The organism is Mycolicibacterium palauense, assembly GCF_002592005.1.
Classification (GTDB): domain Bacteria; phylum Actinomycetota; class Actinomycetes; order Mycobacteriales; family Mycobacteriaceae; genus Mycobacterium; species Mycobacterium palauense.
In genome coordinates this window covers 1-22,443 of the sequence record NZ_NVQF01000090.1, presented here as the reverse complement: position 1 = coordinate 22,443, position 22,443 = coordinate 1, and the positions used below count along the sequence as shown (strand labels likewise).

Genomic DNA, 22,443 nt, shown 5'->3' with positions numbered 1-22,443 from the left:
CCCGCGGTCAGTGCCAGCGCTCGCGCCGCGTCGATCAGGTCGGATCCGATCTGGCGCCGGCACCGCATCCACTCGGGTGCCAGGGATGAGTCCAGCCAGGGGCTGGCCGTCGGCGGCAGCACGTGGACCACCGTCAGGGGCACGCCACGCAGCGCCGCCTCGTCGGCGGCCCACCGGACGGCCAGCGAGGCGGCGGGCGAGCCGTCCACACCGACGACCACGCCGGTGTGGTGGGTGTCCTCGGCCATGCACCGTCCTGTCCGCAGCGATGACGCATGCTATGGGCGGTGCTGTCGAGGGCACAAGAGCCATCGGGCCCTGCTGGACCCCGGGAACTCAGGCGCCGGCGAGGGCCTCGTTGAACGTCTTGCTCGGCCGCATCACCGAGGTGGTCTTCTCCACGTCCGGCGAGTAGTAGCCACCGATGTCGACGGCGTTGCCCTGCGCCTCGGCCAGTTCGTGGACGATGGTGTCCTCGTTCTCGGACAGTGTCTTGGCCAGCGGCGCGAAGTGCTCGGCCAGCTCGGCGTCCTCGCTCTGGTTGGCCAGTTCCTGCGCCCAGTACATGGCCAGGTAGAACTGGCTGCCCCGGTTGTCGATCTCGCCGGTCTTGCGCGACGGGCTCTTGTTGTTGTCCAGGAGCTTGCCGGTCGCCGCGTCCAGCGTCTTGGCCAGCAGGGCGGCCCGCTTGTTGCCGGTCTTGACACCCAGGTCATCGAGGCTGGCGCCCAGCGCGAGGTATTCGCCCAGCGAATCCCAGCGCAGGTGGTTCTCCTCCACCAGCTGCTTGACGTGCTTGGGTGCCGAACCGCCGGCGCCCGTCTCGTACATGCCACCGCCGGCCATCAACGGCACGATGGACAGCATCTTGGCGCTGGTGCCCAGCTCCAGGATCGGGAACAGGTCGGTCAGGTAGTCGCGCAGGATGTTGCCGGTCGCGGCGATGGTGTCCTGGCCGCGGACCACCCGCTCCATCGTGTACCGCATGGCCCACACCTGCGACATCACCCGGATGTCCAGGCCCTCGGTGTCGTGGTCCTTGAGGTAGGTGTGCACCTTCGTGCGCAGCTCGTTCTCGTGCGGGCGTTCGTCGTCGAGCCAGAACACCACCGGCATCCCCGAGGCGCGGGCCCGGTTCACGGCCAGCTTGACCCAGTCCCGGATGGGAGCGTCCTTGACGATGCACATCCGCCAGATGTCGCCGGCCTCGACGTTCTGCGACATCAGCACCTCGCCGGTGTCGAGATCGACGATGTCGGCGACGCCGTCCTCGGGGATCTCGAAGGTCTTGTCGTGGCTGCCGTACTCCTCGGCCTTCTGCGCCATCAGCCCGACGTTGGGGACGGTGCCCATCGTGGTCGGGTCGAACTGGCCGTTGGTCTTACAGAAGTTGATCATCTCCTGGTAGATCCGGGAGAAGGTGGATTCGGGGTTGACGGCCTTGGTGTCCTTGAGCTTGCCGTCGGCGCCGTACATCTTTCCGCCCGCGCGGATCATCGCCGGCATGGAGGCGTCGACGATCACGTCGGAGGGCGAGTGGAAATTGGTGATCCCGCGGGCCGAGTCGACCATCGCCAGTTCCGGGCGGTGCTCGTGGCACTTGTGCAGGTCGTCGATGATCTCGTCGCGCTTGGAGGCCGGCAGCGCCTCGATCTTGGTGTACAGGTCGGACAGCCCGTTGTTGACGTTGACGCCCAGCTCGTCGAAGAGCGCCTGGTGCTTGGCGAAGGCGTCCTTGTAGAACACCTTCACGGCGTGACCGAAGACGATGGGGTGGCTGACCTTCATCATCGTGGCCTTGACGTGCAGCGAGAACATGACCCCGGTGTCGTAGGCGTCCTGCATCTGCTCCTCGTAGAACGCGCAGAGCGCGTTCTTGCTCATGTACATGCTGTCGATGACGTCGCCCTCGTCCAGCGACACCTTCGGCTTGAGCAGCAGCGTTTCCCCGCTCGCGGTCTTCAGCTCCATCTTGACGTCGCGGGCGCGGTCGAGCGTGATCGTCTTCTCGCCGGCGTAGAAGTCACCGCTGCGCATGTGTGCGACGTGGGTGCGCGAGGCCATCGACCACTTGCCCATGCTGTGCGGGTGCTTCCTGGCGAACTCCTTGACCGCCTTGGGGGCGCGACGGTCGGAGTTGCCCTCGCGCAGCACCGGGTTCACCGCGCTGCCCAGCACCTTGGCGTAGCGGGCCTTGATCTCTTTTTCCTCGTCGGTCTTGGGGTCCCCGGGCCAGTCCGGAACGTCGTAGCCCTTGCCCTGCAGTTCCTTGATGGCGGCCAGCAGCTGGGGTACCGAGGCGCTGATGTTGGGAAGCTTGATGATGTTGGTGTCCGGAAGGTGGGTGAGCCGTCCCAGTTCGGCCAGGTTGTCCGGGACGCGCTGGTCCTCGGGCAGGCGATCGGAGAACTCGGCCAGGATGCGGGTGGCCACCGAGATGTCGCTGGTCTCAACGTCGATCCCGGCGGCTCCGGCGAAGGCCCGGATCACCGGCAGGAAGGCGTAGGTCGCAAGCAGCGGCGCCTCGTCGGTCATGGTGTAGATGATGGTCGGCTGCTCGGCGCTCATTCGCGTGTCTCCCGGCGTCAGTTTCGGTCAGATATCCACAGGGGTCTCAAGTTATGGCGCGATGATCAATATCGCGTCGGACCCGACGCTACGGGGCCCGCCCGCGGTGCCTCGCGGGGCATCGTCTGATCAGTTTCAGCCACGACAGCGACCCTAATCCCACCTACGTGCCACAGCCCACCGAACCGGTGTTCGATGCCCCGGCGGGAATGTGATATCGCCCTCAACGCCGCCGCGCGGGCCTCGGCGGGCGGTCAGCCGCCGGCGCGTTGTGCCCGGTCGCGGATGCCGCGCATCATCTTCTGCTCCATGACGAAGTGAGGGACAGATTGTCGAGACCTACGGCAGCGCCCCCACCCAGGTCATCGATGACATAGCGCAGTGTCACCCGCGGCGTCGACGTGCCCAGGTCAATTCAGAGGCCAGATCGCTGCTGTCATGCGGTCCAGCGCAGCGCACAGGGCAGCGCGACGAAATCGGAACACCCACGGCTCGCCACCGGCCAGCCAGGCGATGGTGAGACTGGATCTGACCCGTCCGGTTTTTCTAGATGCGAGACGACGGGCGTTTGTTCGGTGACTGGACGTTTCAGCCGTTGACCATAGACCGACGGTGTGGGGGTATTGAATGTTTGCGGCGAGGGCTTGCAGATGCTGGCTGGGCAGTGTTCGGCGGACGCTTCGCGGTTAGCCGTCCGTGTTCCTGCTGGGGTGGCTGGGCCTTCGACCCAAGCAACAGCAACGGCTGTCGGCCGTGCACACGCTGCCATCGGCGCCACGGCGGCGGCCCTGGCGGGCCGCGTTTACGCCACCGGCGACAAGCTGACCGCCGCGGCGACGCAGTACGTGAGCGCCGACGAAACGTCGGCCCAGCGCCTGGCTGTGCTGGGCGGCGCGCCGATGCAGCCGTAGATGCCTGCCGCTGTCGGTGCGGGCATTCCGAGCCTCTCGCGCATCGTGTCCTGGGACACCACCCACCTGGCGCAGGCAGCGACCGACTGGGTGGGCACGGCCGAACACTGGGAGGACACGTTCACCCGCGTGCACCGCGGCACCCTGTCACCGGGCGGCACCACCTGGGAGGGCGCGGCCGCCGACGCCGCCCAGGAGCGCAGCCTCGCTGATCTGGTGAAAGCCTAGAGATGATGATCGTGGTCGATACCACCCAGAATCGTTTGGATGTACCTGACGGCGGACAGAAAGGAGTCATCACCATGTACCCCCTTCCAGGAGGCGACGGCGTAGTCGAAGTGCACCCGAACTGGACGATGGCTCCACCGTGGGTGAGTGGCAGTGTCCCTATCAACTGAAACCGAGGGCAGTAAGAGCGAATTTGCCGCTGCCGTGCTGCGAAACCTTCTGGCGCACATCACTGAAGAGAACGCTGAAGGGGCCGACACCTTCGAGGTTTCACACGCTTGGACCGATGGCCCAACGATGTATCTGGTCTACAAGGCTCCGCCGTCGGCCATTACATGGGGACTGGTACGTGATACCCGAGAATCAATCATCTACCCTGCGCCCTGGCCTTCTCTCAAGGAAGCAGTGAGGTACTACTACCTCTTGGACCTCTGCGAAAATCGTGTGTCCGCCTCGTTTCCCCATCCGGGCAATGATCCCGAAGTCATTCTGTGGCACGGCGATCAGTTATACAACGAGGACTCATGCGAAGGGCTCCCCCAGCGCTCAGCGGATATCCCCGACCAATACCGTTACACGCACCCACCGCTGCCAGCCGAAAACACTCGGCCACCAAACTGAAGCCGCCTCAGGTGAAACGACTACGCGCCCCGGTGACCACACCGGATGCACTCGAGGTCCACGACAGGCCCCAGGGCCAGACCCGTCTTCGCCACAGCCCCCATGACCGCCACCCTCGTCCCGGCGGTGGCCACGGGCCACCGCGATCGGTGATGGTGATCAGCCTGGCCCGTGGGCCCCGCCCCCGACAGGGCCGTTGGGCCCCGATGCCTTGGCCCGACGCCGGCGGGGTGAGTCGAGCCCCGGCCAGGACGAGGCGAGCCGGCGGGCAGGCAACGGTGGACACTGGAGGGCATGGTCACCGACTACGACCAGGGCGACGTCGCCGAGCAGTACGCCAAGACGAAGACGATGCCCGTACGGTCCCGCATCGAGCAGTACAGCTTCCTCAAGCACGTCGGGGACGTGACGGGAAAGAAGGTCCTCGACGTGGCCTGCGGCGCCGGCCATTACACGCGCATGCTGCGACAGGCCGGTGCGGACCCAGTGTCGGCTTCGACATCTCCGAGAAGATGATCGCCGCGGCCCGCGCGCAGGAGGCCCGCCGGCCGCTGGGTATCGACTACGTCGTCGCCGACCTCCGCGTCCCGGTGCCCCAGCAGGACTTCGACCTGGCGGTGGCCGCCTACGTTCTGGTCTACGCCCGCGATCGTGGCGAACTCGCGAAGATGTGCCGGGGTCTGGCGGCCCGGGTCCGCCCGGGCGGGCGTTTTGTCACCCTGACCACCAACCCCGCGCTCTACCACTACGGTTCGCTACCCGACTACTCCAAGTACGGGTTCCGGATCGGGTTGTCCGACAACGTCGCCGAGGGCGCTCCGATCGAGCTGTCGGTGGCCCACGAGGGGGGCGCGCTGGTCATCGAGAACTACTACCTGCCGATCGAGGCCTACGAGAGCGCGCTGAGCGACGCCGGTTTCGGTGAGATCCGGGTGCACCGGCCCGAGCTCTCCCCCGCGCCGGAGGGTGCCGACGAGGGTGTGGAGGAGGGTGACTTCTGGGCCGACTACCTGAACAAACCGCCCACCGTCGTCATCGAGTGTGTCCGCCTCTGAGCGCACCGGCAGAGTTTGCTCGCAGACAACCGAGCACAGCTTGGTAGGCTTCGCGCTGAGTTCGCGCAAACTGGGGGGAATTGCATGCAGCTGTCCGGGCCACAACTGTCTCGTGAGGATCTGCAGCGGGTATCGGGCACCATCGGTTACCTCAGGGACTCACTGGCAGCCAAGATCGTCGGCCAGGCCACCCTGCAGCAATCGCTGTTGATCGGCCTGATCGCCTCGGGCCATGTGTTGCTCGAAAGCGTGCCGGGGTTGGCCAAGACCACCGCCGCCAAGACCCTGGCCGACAGCCTGGCCGCGAAGTTCCAGCGCATCCAGTGCACCCCGGACCTGCTGCCCAGCGATATCACCGGCGGGCAGATCTGGGATCAGAAGACCGGCGAGTTCAGGGTGTCGTTCGGCCCGGTGCACGCCAACATCGTGCTGCTCGACGAGATCAACCGCTCCTCGGCCAAGACCCAGAGCGCCATGCTGGAGGCGATGGAGGAACGCCAGACCACCATCGGCGGGAACGTCTACCCGCTGCCGAACCCGTTCCTGGTGCTGGCCACGCAGAACCCGATCGACCAGGAGGGCACCTACCAGCTCTCCGAGGCGCAGATGGATCGCTTCATGCTCAAGGACGTCCTCACCTACCCCACGGTGGAGGAGGAAGAGGAAGTGATCGCCCGCGTCGCGGGCGGCGTGTTCGACGCCCCGCCGAAGACCAGCGGCAACGGCCAACTCGACGCGCAGGCGGTGCTCTGGCTGCAGTCGATGTACCGCCAGGTATTCCTGGACCGCTCGATCGTGAAGTACACGACCTACATCACCAACGCCACGCGCAATCCGCGCACGGTCCTCGAACCCAAGCTGGCCGACCTGATCCAGTACGGCGCGAGCCCGCGCGCCAGCATCGCGCTGTGCCGGGCCGCCTGCGCCCTGGCGTTGATCAACGGCCGGCCGTTTGCGGTTCCCGACGACGTGAAAGCGGTGGCGGCCCGGGTGCTGCGGCACCGGATCGTGCTGAAATTCCAGGCCTCGGCCGAGGGCATCACCCCCGAGTACCTCATCGACGGCATCCTGCATCGCGTACCGACTCCCTGACGCGATGGGAGACATCCTCAACCGGGTCCGCGCCCAGCTCGACTTCGACCCACGATCGGCCGGGCTGCGGTTTCGCGCGCATCGGGTGCTCGAGGGCGGGCACACCTCGCTGCAGTTCGGCCGCAGTGACGACTTCGTGGATCTGCGGGAGTACGCCATCGGCGACGACGTCAGGGATATCGACTGGCGCGCGTCGGCCCGCAACCCGCACCTGGTGGTGCGCCGCTACGTCGCCGAGAAGAGCCAGGAGTTCCTGCTCGTCGCCGACACCGGCGCGAACATGCTCGCCGAATCGCCCGGCGGGGAACGCAAACGCGACCTCGCGCTGCTGGCGCTGGGTGCGGTCGGGCTGATCGCCTGCGCCCAGGCCGACAAGATCAGCGTGGTCTTCGGCGACGACCGCGGCTCCTCGATGGAACCGGGCAAGACCGGTGAGGAGCACCTGGAGCAGATTCTGACGCTGCTGGGCGGCACCGACATCGAGATCGGCAACGCATCGAACATCGTGCGGCAGTTGCGCTTCATCGCAAGCCATCTGGAGAAGAGGTACGCCACCTACATCGTCTGCGATCAGCCCTCGGTGACCCCCGAGCTGGTCGAGGCGGCGATGGCGGTGCGGGCCCGAAACGCCCTGCACTGGATCCTGATCGAGGACCGTGACGTGCTCGGGCATCCCGGGGCCGCCGACGAGGTTCTCGACGTGGCGACCGGTCGTGCGTTGCTCACGCCGACCGTGCTCGGGACGCGGGTGCTGGAGGCCTACCGCCGGGCCGAGGCCGCGCGGGTGGCGCAGTGGCAGGCGTTCGCGGAGCAGCTGGGCAGCCCGTTCGTGCGGATCGGTGCGCGTACCGACATCGGCCCGGCCCTGACCTATCTCGCGCAGGGACAGCACTGATGGACGCCGTGTCGTATCTCGACTTCCTCTTTCCGCCGATGCCCTACCCGGTGTGGTGGGTGGTCGGCGCGGTGCTGGTGCTGCTGGTGGTGGTGGGCTGGATCGTGGGTGTGCTGCTCTGGACGCTGCCGATCGAGGTGCTGCGCGACATACCGGTGCTCCGGTCGGTGACCTATCGGGTGCTCGGGTTCAAGTTCTCCCGCGCGTTGGCCGGGGTGGCCCAGCGCCACCATGCGGGCCAGCTGGAGACGCGTGAGGCGTTCCACGAGATCAGCCGGATCTTCCGGGCGTACGTCACCTTCCGGACCGGCTATTCCGCTCGGGAGATGACGGCCACCGACATCGCCAACAGTCCCCTGGGCGACCGCGCCCTGGACGTGTTGCGGATGACCTACCCGGGCCAGTTCGAGGCCGCGGATCCGCGCGGGGTCGACCTCGCCGTGGACGCGGCGCGCAGGGCGGTGGCCGCGTGGACCTGAGGTGGCCGATCCTGTTGATCCCGATCGCGGCGGCGATCGGGATCGCGGTGTGGCTGGCCCGACGGGAGTCCCGGCGCGGCTGGCAGGGTGAGCTGCCGCTGCTGGCGCGGGCGTTTCGCCTCACCGAGCTACCCGAGTACCGCCGCGCGCTGCGGCTGCACCAGCGGTTGACCGCCGCCGCCCTGGTCCTGGCGATCGTCGCGGTCAGCGCGCTGCTGGCCGCGGCGGTGCGTCCCACCCGGGTCTACGAACCCCGGCCCGCGGGCTCCGACACCCCCTACGTCGACATCATGTTGTGCTTCGGTCCCCTGTTCAGTCTGCAGTTCGCCGACGGGCTGGGTCTGGTCCCGTTGATGACGGACCTGCGCGAGAAGGTGGACGGATTCGGCAACCAGCGCATCGGCATGACCAACGAGTACTACCGGGTGTTCCCCGTGACCGCCGACCATCCCTGGGTCTCGCAGCGCATGGGTGAGATCACCGACCTGGCCACGTCATACATCGACTCCGAGGACTTCACGACCCGCTATCAACTGGACACCGCGCTGTTCGAAAGGCAGTTCTACAGTTCGCTCGCCCGACCCAATGTGGTCGACACCCTGGCCATGTGCGCGATGGGCCTGCCGGCGGCCGGCGCCGACAACGGCCGGGGAAAGATGATCGTGTTCATCGGCGACACCCGCCTCAACGACGACCCGGGACGCGGGAACGGAGGCAGCCTCGACCCGCGGATGTACTCCAAGACCACCCTGGAGAAGACCATCAAGGCCGCCGGCATCCAGGTCAACGCCATCGTTCCGGACCCGATCACCGGGCCGATCGGTTTCGTCGAGCAGCTGATCAGCGACACCGGCGGGCAGCAGCTGCTCTACACCGAGGTCGGCGGCCTCACCGCACGCGGGCCGGTGCCACCGAAGCACGTCGAGAATCAGAAGGCCGAACTGGCCGGGGCGGTCGACAAGATCTTCTCCCATCCCCCGCAGGCGGCGCTGGACGAGGCGCGCCGCCAGGCCATGCAGCCCTTCGACTGGGATGTTCCGGATCTGTTGCTGCAGGTCGCGCTGGTCGCGGTCATCGGCGTCGCCGCCTGCCGGTTGGGGATGCGACTGTGAAACTCAGTGTCGCACCGGTGTTTCCGATCTGGTTGATCGTGGTGCTCGTGGTCGTCGCGATGGCGCTGCGGGTGGCCGCGGTCGTCGCCGCGCGCCGCCGGCACGGCCGGCTGCCCGAGCGCCGGGCGTGGCTTCGGCTGGCCGCCGGGTTGGCGGCCATCGCCTGTCTGGGTGTCGCGGCGACCCGGGTCGGCGACGAGTCCCGCGCCGAGCGGCCACCGCGGCTGACCGCCACCGCCGAGGAGTCCAACCTCAACGTGTTCCTGGTGGTCGACCGCTCCATGGGGATGACCGCACAGGACTTCGACGGCAATCAGGAGCGGATGGCCGGGGCCATTCAGGACATGGAGACCGTGCTCGGCAAGTACCCGAAGGCCCGGTTCGGCGTGATCTCCTACGCCGATTCCGCGCGGGTCGAATGGCCGCTGTCGCCCGACGTGTGGAGCCTGATTCCCTTCGTCGACGCGTTCACCCCCTACGGCGGCCCCTACGGCACCGACGGCGACAGCCAACTCGACACGATCGTCTCGGCGTCGAGCAGCGTGCTCAGGGGGCAGCTCAACCGCGCGGTGCACGACTATCCCGGCTCGGCGAATCTGGTCTACCTGTTCGGCTCCCCCAGCGACCCGGGCGACTGGGCCTTCGACATCCCCGCCGGGCAGGTGTCCGGCGGCGCGGTGTTCGGCTACGGCACCGAGGACGGGGCCACCGTCTTCTACCGCCCGCGCGACCGCTCGGAGGGCACCCGGCTGGTGCGGTCGGAGTTGAACGAGCCCGCCTTGCGCACCGCCGCCGACAGCCTGGGGGTGCCCTTCGAACACCGCGAGAGCGGCCCGCTGCCGTCCGGGGCCCTGGCCTCGGTGGTGCCGCAGGCCGCTCCCGTCGACCCGATCGATCCCGCCGTGCCTCACCCCAACCGGGTCGAGTTCTACTGGCTGTTCGCCGGCCTGGCGGCGGCGTTGTTCGGGGTGGAGCTGTACGGCCTGGCGCGGCACTGGATCCGGCGGCGCGGCGGAGGGTTCGGGAGATGACCATCACATGACCATCGACACCTCCCCGTCGGCGGCGCCCACCGACACCGATCGGACCCCGACCCGGCGTCCGGGACGGTTGGTGCTGCGGCGCCGGCTGCTGCTGTGGTCCAGCCCGGTGCTGGTGCTGTTGGTGCTGCTCGCGGTCAAGCTCGCCAGCGTCGGAGTCCTCGGCGACCGGCTGCCCGCGCAGTTCCATGCGCGCGACCGGGCGGGCATGGAGTCCACGCTGCACTGGATCGATCTCGGCAAGTTCGGCCGCGGCTATCGTGAGCAGCTCGCCGCCGGTGACATGTTGCGGCTCGGCGGGGACGACCGCGCCGCGCTGGAGCAGTTCGCCGCGGCCCACGCGGCGAAACCCTCGGCATGTCCGCCGCGGGCGAACTTCGCCCTGACCTCCGAGCTGCTCAGCGACCGGGAACTCAAGCAGGGGAACTTTTTTCAGGCGCGGACACTGCTGGAGCCCGCGGTGCAGGCTGCCGTCGGCGACAAGGGGTGTTTCACGACGTCACCGTCACCGACCCCGGAGGTTCGGGCCTTCGTCGCGCAGACCCCCGACCGGCTGTCGACCAAGCTGGCCGCGCTCACGGCCGGTGCGGTCACCGAGACCCCGGACGGTTTCGATTACATCCGAACCCCGGGCGGCGGGATCGATTTCCGTGAGGGCGAACCGGCGCCGTGCCCGTTCGACGACGAGGACGACGCCCGCCTGCGGGAGTGCATCAAGGCCCGCGACGAGGAGCGCGCCCAACGGGTCGCCGACGCGCAGGGCGAGCCCGCACCCGACCAGCCGCCCTCCGAGCCGGACCAACCACCGGCCCCGGGCCAGACGCCACCATCACAGCCACCCTCGGAGAGCGATCCGGCGATCGAGTTCCCGGGCGATCCCGCACCGGTGACGCCGGACCCGCAGGGTAAACCCACGGTGCCGTTCTGCACGCCCAACGGCACCCCGCTGGGCGACCTGGGGGCGGCGTTGTGCACGACGTCGGGGCCGCTGCCATGACCGACAACATCGGCGCGCAGCCCGCGTGGTCCTACGCCGGCGACCCCACCCCCGGCCCGGGTGGTCCGCGTCGTCGACGTCGGTGGCTCGTCGCCGCGGCAGCGGTGGTTGTCGTACTGTTGGCCGCCCTGGTGGGCTGGCTGGTTTGGCCGCACCCGGCGGGGCCGCAGGACTCGGCCAAGTCGGTGGCCCAGAGGCCGATGCTCAACGACCAGCCGCCCACGGTGATCCTCAACAACCTGGACTTCCGCTCGCTGTACCCGCCCGGCTATGTCGACTGGGACATGTCCAAGAAGACCACGGGCGGCCCCGATGACATCGGCTATGACCCCGACGCCCACTACGAGACGACGTCGTCGCCCACCGGATGCGCCCGCGACCCGCTGTTCGAGGCCGAGCACGACTTCGAGCACAAGGATCCCGACCGCTACCAGCGGTATCCGATCCTGCTGCTGATGTACCCGGTCGACGACCCGGGCGGCAATGCCGAGGACACCCGGGGTTTCTTCGTCTCCGTCTATCCGGCACCGGATCCCACCAGCCTGGAGAGCTTCCGGCAGTGGTACAGCCGCTGCCACGGCGCGAAGGTCACCGTGACGGTCACCAAGGACGGGCAGGTCATCCGGGAGAGCACCAGCACCGAGGACACCGTGCTGACCGAGGCCCCCGTCTCGGAGGCCCAGGACTCGTTCGCCCGGGAGCAGCCCGATCAGGCCAGCTGCAACTACGTCGGCCTGGTGCGGGGCTTGATCGTGGAGGTGTCGTGCCCGCCGACGCAGCGGGACGCCGGGGCGGAGCTGTACCGCACCGTGATCGGCCGGATCAACGCGATCTAGCCGGAAACCGGGGTGGCCCGCGAGAGCGCCCGGACGGAAGCATGCGAGGGCGCGGGGAAAAACAGAAAAAGTGAAGAGCCGAAAGCCGCAGCCTCTGTGGCTCCTCGCAGCAACCGCCCGTGGGCGGGGTCCGCGCCCTCGCCTCGATCGAACCGTACGGGAGCGGGCTAGCGCAAGTTCCTCCGATGAACCAGCGACACCAGACCCAGTTCGCCGTACAGCACCGCCGGGGGAAGCACGCGGAAGCCGCGCACCCCGGGGCGCCCGGTGGCCCTCTGCACGATCTTGCGGGCGATCCGGAAGTCCATGTCCTTCAACACCCCTCGATCCGTGGTGGTCTCCAGCAGTGCGCTCAGGCCCGACACCGCGAAGGGGCTGGTGTCGTCGAGCATGACGTTGGTGGCCGCGACCAGCTGACGGGCCCGTTCGGTGACCGGCAGCGGGGTCAGCGCGGGCGCCAGCGCGTCGACGCGTGTGGCGATGCGGCCGATGAAGCGGCGCAACCGGTGCGGCGCCAGGGCCAGGGTGCCGGCGTGGGTGATCGACAGTCCCAGGCAGTCGATCCGGTTGCGCCCGCGGTAGGCGGGGTCGTCGTCGCAGGCCCGTCCCGCGGCGTTCAGTGCGGTGCGGCACTCCTTGTCGAGCTTGCGTGTGACCCCGAGGGGCTCCAGCAGCGCGTCGATGCGGGCATCGGCCTCGTGCAGTGCCGCGAGGTCGGGGTGGGCGATCAGGAAGTCGTCGTTGTAGCGGGCATAGAACACGCCGTCGATGCCCAGGATCGCCCGATCCATCGGCACCACAGCCAGATTCCCCAGCAGCGGGACGAGCGGCGTCCCCATCGCGGCGCCGTGCAGCCGGGTGAACTGGGCGCCGTCTTCGGCGCGGACCACCGGCCGCGCCAACGAGGTGATCAGGTGCCACGTCGCGGGCCCGACGGCGCCGGTGGTGCTGCCGAGTGCGGCGACCTCACCCAGCACCTGCCACAGCGCCGCGTCGGGACCGAACGGCAGCTGGTCGCCGTACTGCTCGAAGTCGGACTGCAGGACGTACAGCGGCGGGCCGTGCTCTCCGACCCGCGCGCGGTGGGCGCGGACGAACGCGGCGAGGTCGCGGCCGGCGCCGAGGTTGGTCGAGCCGGGCAGATAGGAATACACCCCGGGCAGGCCGTAGCAGCGGGCGTTGTGGGTGAGCAGCTGAAACAGCGCCGAACCCACGACGTGGTCGACGAAGGACGGGGTATGGGCGGCGCGACGCTTGCCCTTGGTTTCCAGGTACCACAGATTGACCGGCCGGGATCGGTACTCCCCGCTGCTGATCCGGTGGGCGATGGCCCGGGACAGTGCTCGCCGTTCGGTCACGGTGCTGAAGTAGCTGACCCCGCCGCCGGCCTCACCGAAGGCCTGGCCGCGCTGTCTCTTCTTCTCGAAGATCCGCAGGATGATGCTCTCGTAGGTCTTCGGGTCGGCCAGGCGGCGCTCGATGTCGACGGGTTCAAGCATGGCTCACGACTTTCGCCGGCGCCCGGCCCCGGCTCACCTGCCAGCTCCGCCCGATCCGCAGCCACCGTCTGACCAGTGCGTCGTCGGGCTCGGCGGGCAGGACCAGCAGCATGCGCAGTTGGGCACGGTCGTAGACGGCGGTGAGCCAGCGGTCGGCCAACGGCGCGACGAACTGTCCGCGCTCCAGGCTGGTTGCGGCCACCGGCAGCGCGGTGGCCAGCACGTTCGGTTCGAGGGCGCGCATGTCCCGCGCACCGTCGAGGGTCGTCAGGTCGAACACAATGCCGTCGGGGAACAGGTTTCGAAACCGCCGGCACAGCCAGTCGGTCTCCGCGACGCCCGCCTCACCGGATGTCTCCCCGACTGTCTCGGTGTCCTGCCCGCCGGTGACCCAGCCGTCGGCGACGAGTCGGTCGACGGTGTCGGCACCGGCGTCCGGCGCACCCGGCAGGCAGCGCCCCCTGCCGACCACGCCGCCCGTCGAGGCCTGCAACAGCAGGTGCGCCGGGGTTTCGCCGGCGGCACCGGCGCGTTCGTAGAAGAGCAGACTGGTCGGCGATCGGAACGCGAAATGCCCTGTACCGGTGAATGTGTCGCCGATGATCCGCATGGTCGAGGCCCGCTGTCTGGCCGTGAGGGTCTCCGGGATCGAGACGGCGCCCACCCGCACCGGAGCGTTCTCCCGTTCCAGGGTGTGGATCCAGTCCCTGAGGGTCAGCAGACCCGGCAGTCCGGGCTCGCGCCGGTCCCGTAGATGCTGGACGTTGATCAGCACGATGAGCACCGTGATCAGTGCCGCCATGATCTGCACGAAGTCGGAGGCGGGGTCGGTGTCGAGCCAGACCAGCCACAACAGCCCGCCCAGCAGGACGATCGTCGCGATGAGCGTAGTGAAATGGCCCTCGGCGAACAACCTCATCTGGTAGACGCCGGCCACGGTGCGGACCAGGAACAGCGGCACCAGGGCCGCCAGGAAGCTGAACGGGATGTCGGGCATGACGAGCAGCCCGAGCGCGGCGGCCAGGCCCCAGAAGAACAGGCCGATCACCGGGGTCGTCCACAAGAGTCTGTGGAAGAACAGGATCCGGAACTCACGCAGCGCCGGGGCGGCGCGCAGCCGCACGAAGTCGAAGTAGAACAGGCCGCTGGCCTCGTAGGAGCCGCGGAACAGCGGCAGCACCAGGTAGAAGAACTGGAAGGCGTCCACGTCGCGCCAGGCGGTGACACCGGCGGTGATCTCGAACGAGCGGGTGCTCGTCCCGTAGATCCCGGCGATGGCCAACACGATCACCGCGTCCAGCCGTAAACCGAGACCCGCCAAGGTGGTTTCGAGGCCCAGTCGAGGAGGGATCGACGGTAGGAACCGCCACAGGGCCACCGCGTCCGCGGTCCTGGATACCGCCCTGGCCGCCCAGGTGGATGTGACGGTGGTTGCCGCGCCGGACGCCCGGTCGGGGTGGCGATACCGGGGCCGCAGCCCGATGAGCCGGTAGACCTCGAGCGAGAAGTGCACGGTGATCCAGATGCCGATCGCGTTGGACACGGTGATCGCCAGGATCATCGCCGCGGTCGGATAGAAGTAGAAGCCGGCCGTGAGTACCGCCAGCTGCACGATGGTGGGTGCGAACATCGACCAGATGGGCCGGTAGACGCGCCGGGTCGCGTAGATGCCGCTGTGCAGCACCCGCACGGGCAGCCCGATGGCCACCTCGAGCACCACCAGGAACGCATATAGGTGCGCGATCGGATCCGGGCCCGATGGCCGCAGGACCACCAGCGCCAGACCGGCTCCGGCCGCGACCAGCGCCGCGGCGAGCCCCGCGAGCACCAGCCAGCGGCCGATCTCACGCTCGGAACTCTCCCGGTCGCCGGTGCGGGAGAACGTCCGCAGTCGTTCTCGCATGACCTCCAGAAGGCCCCACCATCCGCCGCCGACGATCAGGCCGCCGATCCGCAGCATCATCACCGTCAGTGCGGCCAGGCCGCCGAGGCTGGACAGCAGAATCAGGAATTCGATGACGTGCACGGCGAACCGTGCGGTGTCCAGGATCAGCGAATACCGAAGCCGGTAGCGGAGATACGCGAAGATCCTGCCGGTGAGCAGGCTGCTGTAGAGCGACACGCTGCGGGTCTCGCGGCGGGCCGCCCGGGCGAACCAGCGGTCGATGTCGTTCATCGGTTCACCGGGCCGTGCGGGGCACTCAGGGACTGTGCCAATCCAGACGCCAATCCGGACGCCAATCCAGATGCCAATCTCGCTGCAGATCCGGATGCCAACCCAGATGCCCTTTCGCCGGCAATCCTTCGGTGATCGCGTGTGGTCATGTAATGCTGTACTTCGGGCGCGTTCGGGCGAGGATCTCCCCCGCTTCATATGTCGAGAAGAGTGCACCATGCGGCGAAGCGACGTCACGGTATTGTCCATATCCGCCGCGTTGGCGGCGGTGGTCGTGGCCCTGGTCGTCTCCAGCTTCGTCATCGACCGCTCGGAGGATTCGGCAACCGACCGCACCGCCGCGAGCACGTCGAGCCTGCTCGTGGTGACCTGGGGGCCCAGCCTGTGCGCCGTCGAGGAATCCAACCCCGGTTGCCGGTCGGGTCACGTGCAAAACCTCGGGTCCACGTTGATCGTGCACGGATTGTGGCCCCAGCCGCGCACCGAACAGTTCTGCGGCGTGCCCGAGGCGGTCGTCGAGCGGGCCCGCGATCTGGACAGCACCGATATGCCGACGGTCGACCTGCCGGCGCAGCTGAGCACCAGTCTGCAGTCGATGATGTCGGACTCCTCGGTGATGGCGCCCCACGAGTGGTTCACCCACGGCACCTGTTCGGGTGTGGCGCCCGACGTGTACTTCGGTGATCTGGTGTCGCTCAGCAAGCAGGTCGGCGATCTGCTCAACCCGGTCTTCCGGGACGCCGAGCACTCGAAACTGTCCCTCGGGGCGGTGCGGGACCGGTTCGACACCGAGTTCGGCGGCGGTGCGGGCAACCGGGTGGGCCTGAGTTGTCGCGACGTCGACGGCCAGGGGGTCGTCGTCTACGAGGTGCACGTGTCGCTGCCCCCGATCGCCCAGTTCCGCAGCGAACCCGGCGCCGGCGCTTCCCCGGGCCCGGTGGCGTTGGGTGATCTGCTGGCCGAGGGGCCGTCGACGTTCGCCGGGTGCCGGCGCGGACTCGTTCCCTAGGGACTCCCGGGACTCCGCGCCGGTCCGTCCCACCGGGGTGGAACTCCCACGGCCCGACACGAACCCGGCAATGGCGGCAAACGGCGCCGGTTGTCCCGGTCCCGACACTAAGGTGCTGGTTGTGCGTGGAGGCATCTTGGCCGGCGGTCGCGGCCGCTGGCTGGCGATGGCGGTGCTGCTGGCCGTCTCCGCCGGCATGCTCTACGCCCAGAGCGGGGAGTCCCCCTGCTGCGCGGGCGATCCGGCGACCGGCCCGTCACCGGCGCCGTCCATCGCAGCGGCCGGCGCGCCGGCCGGTGCGACCGCCCGTCCGGCCACCGAACTCATGGCGGCCAGCGCCCCTGTCGGCAACCAGGTGATCGACATCCCGCTCCCCGCCGGGGTGGCACCGGAGTCTGGTCTGCAGGTCAAGACCATCTGGGCGGCCCGCGCGATCAGCGTGTTGTTCCCCGAGATCACAACCATCGGCGGCTACCGGCAGGACCCGCTGAAATGGCACCCGAACGGTCTGGCGATCGACGTGATGATTCCGGACTACCACTCCGACAAGGGGATCGAGCTCGGCAACCAGATCGCCGGCTACGCGCTGGCCAATGCCGAGCGCTGGGGCGTGCTGCACGTCATCTGGCGTCAGGGCTTCTATCCGGGCATCGGCGCGCCGAGCTGGACCGCAGACTACGGTTCGGAGACCCTCAACCACTTCGACCATGTCCACATCGCCACCGACGGTGGGGGTTTCCCCAGCGGGCAGGAGACCTACTTCATCGGTTCGATGCGACCCTAGGGCCGCATCGAGGTGCGGTGGCCGCGGGTGCGGCCGGGCTCACTTCACCGTCAGCCCGCCGTCGATGAGCAGTTCGGCTCCGGTCATATAGGTGCTCTCGTCGCCGGCCAAGAACAGGATGGCCGAGGCGAGCTCCTCGGGTCGCCCGATTCGTTTCAGGGGCGAGGCCTCCCGCAGCGCCTGTCGACGGGCCACGTCGGCGTCGACCATGTCCGGGGAGACTTCGGTGGGTCGGGTATCGACGGGACCGGCGCTGAGCACGTTCACCCGGATCTGGCGGGCGCCCAGTTCGGCAGCCCATGTCCGCGCGAACGACTGCAGGGTGGCTTTGGTCGAGCCGTACAGACTCAGCCCGGGCTGGCCCCGGTGGGACAGAGATGAGCCGACCAGGACGATCGACGATCCGTCGCGCAGCAGGGGTAACGCCTTCTGCACGGTGAAGAACACGCCACGCACGTTGATGTCATAGGCGGCGTCGAAGTCGGTGGCCGTGACGTCGGCAAAGAGCCTCCAGAGCCGCATACCGGGCGCGGCGACGACGATGTCGAGGCCGCCGGCCACCTCGGAGATCGTCGCGTAGAGCGCGTCGAGATGGTCGAGGTCGGACGCGTCGCCGCAGACCGCGTGGGCGTTGCCGCCGAGTCCGGCCACTGCGTCGTCGAGGCGCCGCTGGTTTCGTCCGGTGATGAAAACGCGGGCACCCTCGGCGACGAAGCGGTGGGCGGTGGCCAGCCCGATCCCGTTGCTGCCGCCGGTGATGACAGCGACCTTGCCCTCGAGTGATCCCATGGCCGGTTCCTTCCGTAGTGCTAGGCACCTCCGCGACCGCCGGTCCCCGGACCGGTCGATCGCATCAGCCGACGTGGCGATGTCTTCGCGCGAGGGTGGCAGGACGGCAGGAACATTCGGAATCAGCGCTTGTTCGGCGCTCGGACCGGCTGCGGATCCGCGGACGCCGAGCCTCGCCGCAGAAGCATACAAGCGTCTCATTCCGCCGCCCGCGAGCAGGGAGGGTGAAAGGAAACAGACGTACACTTCTGTGCCAGGTTGGCCCGGGCGGCGAGCCCCCGGTGGCTCCGGGGCTCAGACCGCGGTCGCCGCCTCGCCGCACCACCACAGGGCATCCGAGAGTGCATGCGACCCGGAACCACCGGCACAGACTCCCGCGGCATCGACGGTGCTGGGCGCTTCCGGCGTCGTGAACGACGGCGGCTGCGGCGGCCAGAGCGGGAAGATGCTGGCCCCGGTGACCCCGGTCAGCCGCGCGACGACCTGCGCCGGGATATTGGTGGCCACATAGGCCAGATCACCGGCCAACCGGACCGGCAGAACGGCCAGCCGGGCCAGCGGGCTGATCAGGAAGATGCCCTGATCGGCGAGCGCCTCCAGCCCGTCGGCGATGCTGTTGGTCAATCCGAAGACCAGATAGGGCACGGTGGCGAAGATCGTGCGTGCGCTCAGCGCCAGGCCGGTGCCGGCGTCGGGGTAGCCGTACTTGTCGATGATGTCCTGCAGCGCCCCACGCAGGGCCGCCTCGTCGTTGACCGGGAAGACGTCGCTGCCGCCGAGCGATGTCAGGGGCACCCCCTGGGAGTAGGCGGCCGGTGTGCCGCCGAACAGGTCCACCACCGTCGGTGTGACATCGATGATCTGGTAGCGCAGGTTGATCGCGCCGGAGGCGAAGAGGTCCGGGTTCTCGGCGATGACGAACGTCGACGTCTCGTCCGGTGACTGGAATCCGTGACCGAAGCCCTTCTGCGGCTGGTGGCCGTGATCGGTGACCATCAGGACCGTCCACTGCTCGCCGGTCGCGGCCTCCCAGTCGTTGACGACCCGCAGGATCTCGCCCAGGTTGCGGTCGACGTTGCGGATGGCCGCGGCGTACTGCGGTGAGTCGCCGCCGTACATGTGGCCGTTCTCGTCGACGCCGACGAAGTAGCTGAAGACGAAGTTCCCGACGCCGGGGTCCGCGGCGGCGATCGCCGCCTCCGTCGCGTCGCCCACCGCGTCATCGGTGAGCGCCCAGTCGGTGTCGCCCTCGATCTGGGGAACGTAGACCACGGTGTCCGCCGGAGCCGTTCCCGCGCCCGCGATGGCGGCCGTGACGTCCCAGTCGGCGATCGCGGTGGTCTGGATGTCCGGGTTGAACGTCTCGAGCTGGTTGAACACGGTGGGCCAGCTGTCGTAGGTCCAGGGTGTGAAGACGTTGTTGATCACCCCGGCCGTCTCCCCCCACACGCCGGTCAGGATCGACGTCCACGACGGGTTGGAGATGGTGGTGTGCCCGACGATGCTCGATGCGGCGGTGGTGCCGTCCTGCATCAGGCCGAAGAAGTTGGCGTTGGCGGGGTCGGCGAGCACCCTGCTGAGGTTGGTGCCGTCCACACCGATGAGCAGGACATTCGGTGAGGGATCGGCCAGCAGCGCCGCGGCCTGCGCGGGCCCGACCAGGGTGGAGCGGCGCAGGGCGTTGCGCTCCATCTCGTCGCGCACGGCGGCCAGCGCCGCCAGCAGGACCGATCCCTGCAGTGGTGCCGTGGGGGCCTGCGCCCAGCGGGGCTGCAGCACGGCCGCCAGCAGGTCGGAGACGACGTTGGAGACGACACCGAAGAAGGTGGGCCGGTCCTCGTCGCCGTCGGAGGCGGGTGCCGAATCGACGACGGTGACCGACGTCGGGGTGCCCGCCGGGGTGGGCGCGTCGGTGGCCGTCACCTCGCTCGGGGCGATCGCGGCGGCGCGGAACGCGACGGTCGACGATTCGCCGGGGTCGGCCGGTTGCGGGTCGCCGGCCGGTGCGGTGTCCACCGCCCCCGCCGCTTCATCGGTGCCCGCCGGGTCCGGGCCCTCCGCCCAGGTGGACGAGCCGCGACCGCCGCCGCCCGAACCGCTGTCCGCCGACGGGCCGGATGCGCCGCCATCGCCGGCGCCGGGCGTGGGCGCCGCCTCCGCATCCGCACCGTCGGGCCCCTGATCGGCCGCGGGATCCGCGTCGGGATCCGCCACGGTGGGCGCCTGACCGGCTGCCTCGGTGTCGTCCCCGGGGCCGGTCGGCGAGTCGAGTTCGACATCGGCGGCGGCGTCGGCGTCCTGTGCACCGGCTTCATCCACCGGTTCGTCCACCGGTTCGTCCACCGGTTCGTCTAAGGCCTCATCCACGGTGGCCGCTTCGGTGTCGCCGGCCGTGTCATCGGCCTTCTCGCCGGCCTTCTCGCCGGCCTTCTCGCCGGCCGCGTCACCGGCCGTGTCGCCAGAGCCCTCGCCGAAGCCCGTCGCGTCGTCGCTCGAGTCGTTGGCGGATCCCCTCAGGGACTGTGTGGCGTTCGCGACGTCCCGGCTGTCGCCGGGCCCGGTGTCGGACGAGATCCCCGAGGGTCCCGAACCGGACGAGGCCGTACCGGACGAACCCGGAGTTGTCGAGGACGCCGACGACCCCGCCGGCTCGGCCGATGCGAGGACCGGCGTGGTCGCCACCGCCGTTCCCACCCCGAGGGCCACCGCCAAAGCCCCGACCCGGCCCCCGACTCGGCCCATCTGTCCGGCGTAGCCCATGCGGTTCCCCTTCCGCCGTCGGCCGCCCGTCGTCGGGCCGGCGAGTCCCTCGAGTTGGTGCGCCGTAAAAGTACGCTCTCGCCAGGGCCTTCAGGCGGAATTCGGAGAGTTGTTCAGCGGGTCTTCGGCCGACGGTGCCGCGGATGTCATGCGGGCGCGGAATTGGCTATTCAGGTGAATTTGCCGTTATTGCCAATTTTCGTTTCGCCGAATTGGGCTGCGAACTTTATCGCTTCATGCGTAACATCCGTCACAGACACGCCGATACAGAGGCAAAACCGGCAGTCGTCTAGGGGTAGCTATGCGCACGGTACTGGGATTATCACTGACGGCGTCCAGCGCTGTCTGGACACTCGTCGACCTCAGCGACGGGACGACACTCACCGAGGAAGTCGTCGAACTCGATTCGGTGAGCGAGATTGCCAAGGCGGCGGCCCGCAGTGTCCAGGAATTCGCCCTGCACACCGACCACGACATCGACGCCATCCGGATGGTGTGGAGCGACGATGCCCGCGAGCAGGGCATCCGGCTCAGATTCAAATTGCGGCTCTTCGGCTTCGAAACCATCGAGACCATCACGCAGGACGAGGCGCGCGAGGGCCGCAACGAGACCGCCCGCTACATCGCCCCGCACCTGGCGCTGGCCTACGGCGCGGCCCGCGCCGGCGGCACCGGCGAGCGGGACCCCCTGCTGCGCCGCCTTGTCGAGCGGGTCCCCGTCCCCGAGTGGTTCACCCGCTACCGGGAGGAGCGGGCCTACGCCCGCGAGGACGGCAACGGAGTGCTGCAGCGCGCCGCGGCCCGTGTCCCGCTGCCCGCCGCCGCGGCGGCGAGCGCGGTCCTGGTTCTCGCGGTGGCGGCGCTGGCCGCCTACGCGCTGGTGGGCCGGTCCGCGCCGGATGCGGTGGACATCGCCGCGGCCGGGCAGGTCGCACCGGTCGAGCCCTCGGGCGCCGCCCTGGTCACCCCGGCGCCGGTGTTCGGGCCGCCGATGCCCAAGGAACCGGTCGCTGCGGCACCGAAGGCCAAGGTCGCCGCGGCGCCCGCGGAGGTGTCCGACGAGGTCGCGGTGCGCCAACCCGCTTCTCCCGCGGTCGTCACCGAGGCCGTTCCCGAGGCTGTTCCCGAAGCCGTTCCGGAGGTCGTTCCCGAAGTCTTTCCGGACGCCGGCCCCGAGGCAAGCCCGCAGGTTGTGGCCGCGGCCCCCCAGTCCACGCTGACCGACACCGTCCCGGAGACCGCCGGTGTCGCCGAGACCGTTCCGGCACCGGCGGCGGTCGCCGCCCCCGTGGTGCCCGCCCCGGCCGCGATCCCCGACGCCACCGCGGTGCCCCACCTGGGCGCCGTGCCCGCCACGGTGCCGTCGACCGATCTGGACGCCTCGGTCCCGGGCCCGGGGGCCGCGACGGTCGGACAACCGCACCTGATCGATCCGGGACCGTTGGTCGGACCCGTGACCGCGCCGGTCCCGCCGGCGGCCCTGACCGTCCCCGGACAGCCCGGCCCCGCCCCCGCACGCGTGGCGACCCCCGTCAGGGCAGTGCGCCGAGAACGTCCATCGGATTCGGTGCGGGCCGCTCCGTCTGTGACAG

The 22,443-nt window shown here is 69.1% G+C and carries 21 protein-coding genes; 15 read left to right on the top strand and 6 right to left on the bottom strand.

The features are described from left to right. Both CSR00_RS25090 and CSR00_RS25085 read right to left on the bottom strand, forming a co-directional pair. Nucleotides 1-248: universal stress protein (locus CSR00_RS25090; RefSeq protein WP_141564482.1), on the bottom strand; the 248-nt coding region annotated here is incomplete at its 3' end. Between the two features lie 88 nt (nt 249-336). Next, nucleotides 337-2,568 (bottom strand): NADP-dependent isocitrate dehydrogenase, encoded by a 2,232-nt coding sequence (locus CSR00_RS25085; protein WP_099025119.1) that lies wholly within the window; start codon nt 2,566-2,568, stop codon nt 337-339. A gap of 650 nt (nt 2,569-3,218) precedes the next feature. Here CSR00_RS25085 and CSR00_RS31865 point away from each other — a divergent pair. From CSR00_RS31865 to CSR00_RS25030, 12 genes are all read left to right on the top strand, one after another. Continuing rightward, on the top strand, nt 3,219-3,479 hold the full coding sequence (locus tag CSR00_RS31865; RefSeq protein WP_407662524.1) for a hypothetical protein: 261 nt from the start codon (nt 3,219-3,221) through the stop codon (nt 3,477-3,479). Then, on the top strand, nt 3,480-3,707 hold the full coding sequence (locus tag CSR00_RS25075) for a hypothetical protein (RefSeq protein ID WP_099025117.1): 228 nt from the start codon (nt 3,480-3,482) through the stop codon (nt 3,705-3,707). A 147-nt stretch (nt 3,708-3,854) separates the two neighbouring features. Continuing rightward, entirely contained in the window at nt 3,855-4,328 is a 474-nt protein-coding gene (locus CSR00_RS25070) for a hypothetical protein (RefSeq protein ID WP_245906513.1), read from the top strand. A gap of 294 nt (nt 4,329-4,622) precedes the next feature. Further along, on the top strand, nt 4,623-4,844 hold the full coding sequence (locus CSR00_RS31390) for a class I SAM-dependent methyltransferase (protein ID WP_245906512.1): 222 nt from the start codon (nt 4,623-4,625) through the stop codon (nt 4,842-4,844). Further along, entirely contained in the window at nt 4,841-5,383 is a 543-nt protein-coding gene (locus CSR00_RS25065) for a methyltransferase domain-containing protein (protein ID WP_245906510.1), read from the top strand. Before CSR00_RS31390 ends, CSR00_RS25065 begins: the two co-directional genes overlap by 4 nt. Nucleotides 5,384-5,467: 84 nt before the next feature. Beyond that, nucleotides 5,468-6,475: an AAA family ATPase gene (locus tag CSR00_RS25060; protein ID WP_099025115.1), complete on the top strand. Its 1,008-nt coding sequence runs from the start codon at nt 5,468-5,470 to the stop codon at nt 6,473-6,475. 4 nt (nt 6,476-6,479) lie between these two features. Then, on the top strand, nt 6,480-7,370 hold the full coding sequence (locus CSR00_RS25055) for a DUF58 domain-containing protein (protein ID WP_099025114.1): 891 nt from the start codon (nt 6,480-6,482) through the stop codon (nt 7,368-7,370). Further along, nucleotides 7,370-7,849: a hypothetical protein gene (locus CSR00_RS25050; RefSeq protein ID WP_099025113.1), complete on the top strand. Its 480-nt coding sequence runs from the start codon at nt 7,370-7,372 to the stop codon at nt 7,847-7,849. The genes CSR00_RS25055 and CSR00_RS25050 overlap by 1 nt, the downstream gene beginning before the upstream one ends. Further along, nucleotides 7,840-8,961 (top strand): hypothetical protein, encoded by a 1,122-nt coding sequence (locus CSR00_RS25045; protein ID WP_099025112.1) that lies wholly within the window; start codon nt 7,840-7,842, stop codon nt 8,959-8,961. Before CSR00_RS25050 ends, CSR00_RS25045 begins: the two co-directional genes overlap by 10 nt. Continuing rightward, nucleotides 8,958-9,992, top strand: coding sequence for a vWA domain-containing protein (locus CSR00_RS25040; protein WP_099025111.1), 1,035 nt, complete (start codon nt 8,958-8,960; stop codon nt 9,990-9,992). Before CSR00_RS25045 ends, CSR00_RS25040 begins: the two co-directional genes overlap by 4 nt. Nucleotides 9,993-9,999: 7 nt before the next feature. Beyond that, nucleotides 10,000-10,998 carry a hypothetical protein gene (locus CSR00_RS25035; protein WP_099025110.1) on the top strand — a complete coding sequence of 333 codons (999 nt, stop codon included), beginning with the start codon at nt 10,000-10,002 and terminating at the stop codon, nt 10,996-10,998. Beyond that, nucleotides 10,995-11,834 carry a hypothetical protein gene (locus CSR00_RS25030; protein WP_141564481.1) on the top strand — a complete coding sequence of 280 codons (840 nt, stop codon included), beginning with the start codon at nt 10,995-10,997 and terminating at the stop codon, nt 11,832-11,834. The genes CSR00_RS25035 and CSR00_RS25030 overlap by 4 nt, the downstream gene beginning before the upstream one ends. 167 nt (nt 11,835-12,001) lie before the next feature. Here CSR00_RS25030 and CSR00_RS25025 read toward each other — a convergent pair whose 3' ends face one another. Further along, nucleotides 12,002-13,333, bottom strand: coding sequence for an RNA-dependent RNA polymerase family protein (locus CSR00_RS25025; protein WP_099025108.1), 1,332 nt, complete (start codon nt 13,331-13,333; stop codon nt 12,002-12,004). Beyond that, nucleotides 13,326-15,509, bottom strand: a complete 2,184-nt coding sequence (locus CSR00_RS25020) for a hypothetical protein (RefSeq protein ID WP_099025107.1) — start codon at nt 15,507-15,509, stop codon at nt 13,326-13,328. The genes CSR00_RS25025 and CSR00_RS25020 overlap by 8 nt, the downstream gene beginning before the upstream one ends. 217 nt (nt 15,510-15,726) lie before the next feature. Here CSR00_RS25020 and CSR00_RS25015 point away from each other — a divergent pair, with 217 nt between their 5' ends. Further along, complete coding sequence (locus CSR00_RS25015) at nt 15,727-16,518, top strand: ribonuclease T2 family protein (protein WP_099025106.1); 792 nt, start codon at nt 15,727-15,729, stop codon at nt 16,516-16,518. Nucleotides 16,519-16,684: 166 nt separating this feature from the next. Next, entirely contained in the window at nt 16,685-17,302 is a 618-nt protein-coding gene (locus CSR00_RS25010; protein ID WP_099025121.1) for a VldE C-terminal domain-containing protein, read from the top strand. A 39-nt stretch (nt 17,303-17,341) separates the two neighbouring features. On the opposite strand, the gene CSR00_RS25005 is transcribed toward CSR00_RS25010, so the two are convergent. Together CSR00_RS25005 and CSR00_RS31050 are read right to left on the bottom strand one after the other, a co-directional pair. Further along, complete coding sequence (locus tag CSR00_RS25005; protein WP_099025105.1) at nt 17,342-18,091, bottom strand: SDR family NAD(P)-dependent oxidoreductase; 750 nt, start codon at nt 18,089-18,091, stop codon at nt 17,342-17,344. Nucleotides 18,092-18,385: 294 nt separating this feature from the next. Then, nucleotides 18,386-20,851: an alkaline phosphatase family protein gene (locus CSR00_RS31050; protein ID WP_245906508.1), complete on the bottom strand. Its 2,466-nt coding sequence runs from the start codon at nt 20,849-20,851 to the stop codon at nt 18,386-18,388. Between the two features lie 301 nt (nt 20,852-21,152). On the opposite strand from CSR00_RS31050, the gene CSR00_RS24995 reads away from it, so the two are divergent. Continuing rightward, the coding region (locus CSR00_RS24995) for a DUF7159 family protein (protein ID WP_176562259.1) at nt 21,153-22,443 on the top strand (1,291 nt) is incomplete at its 3' end.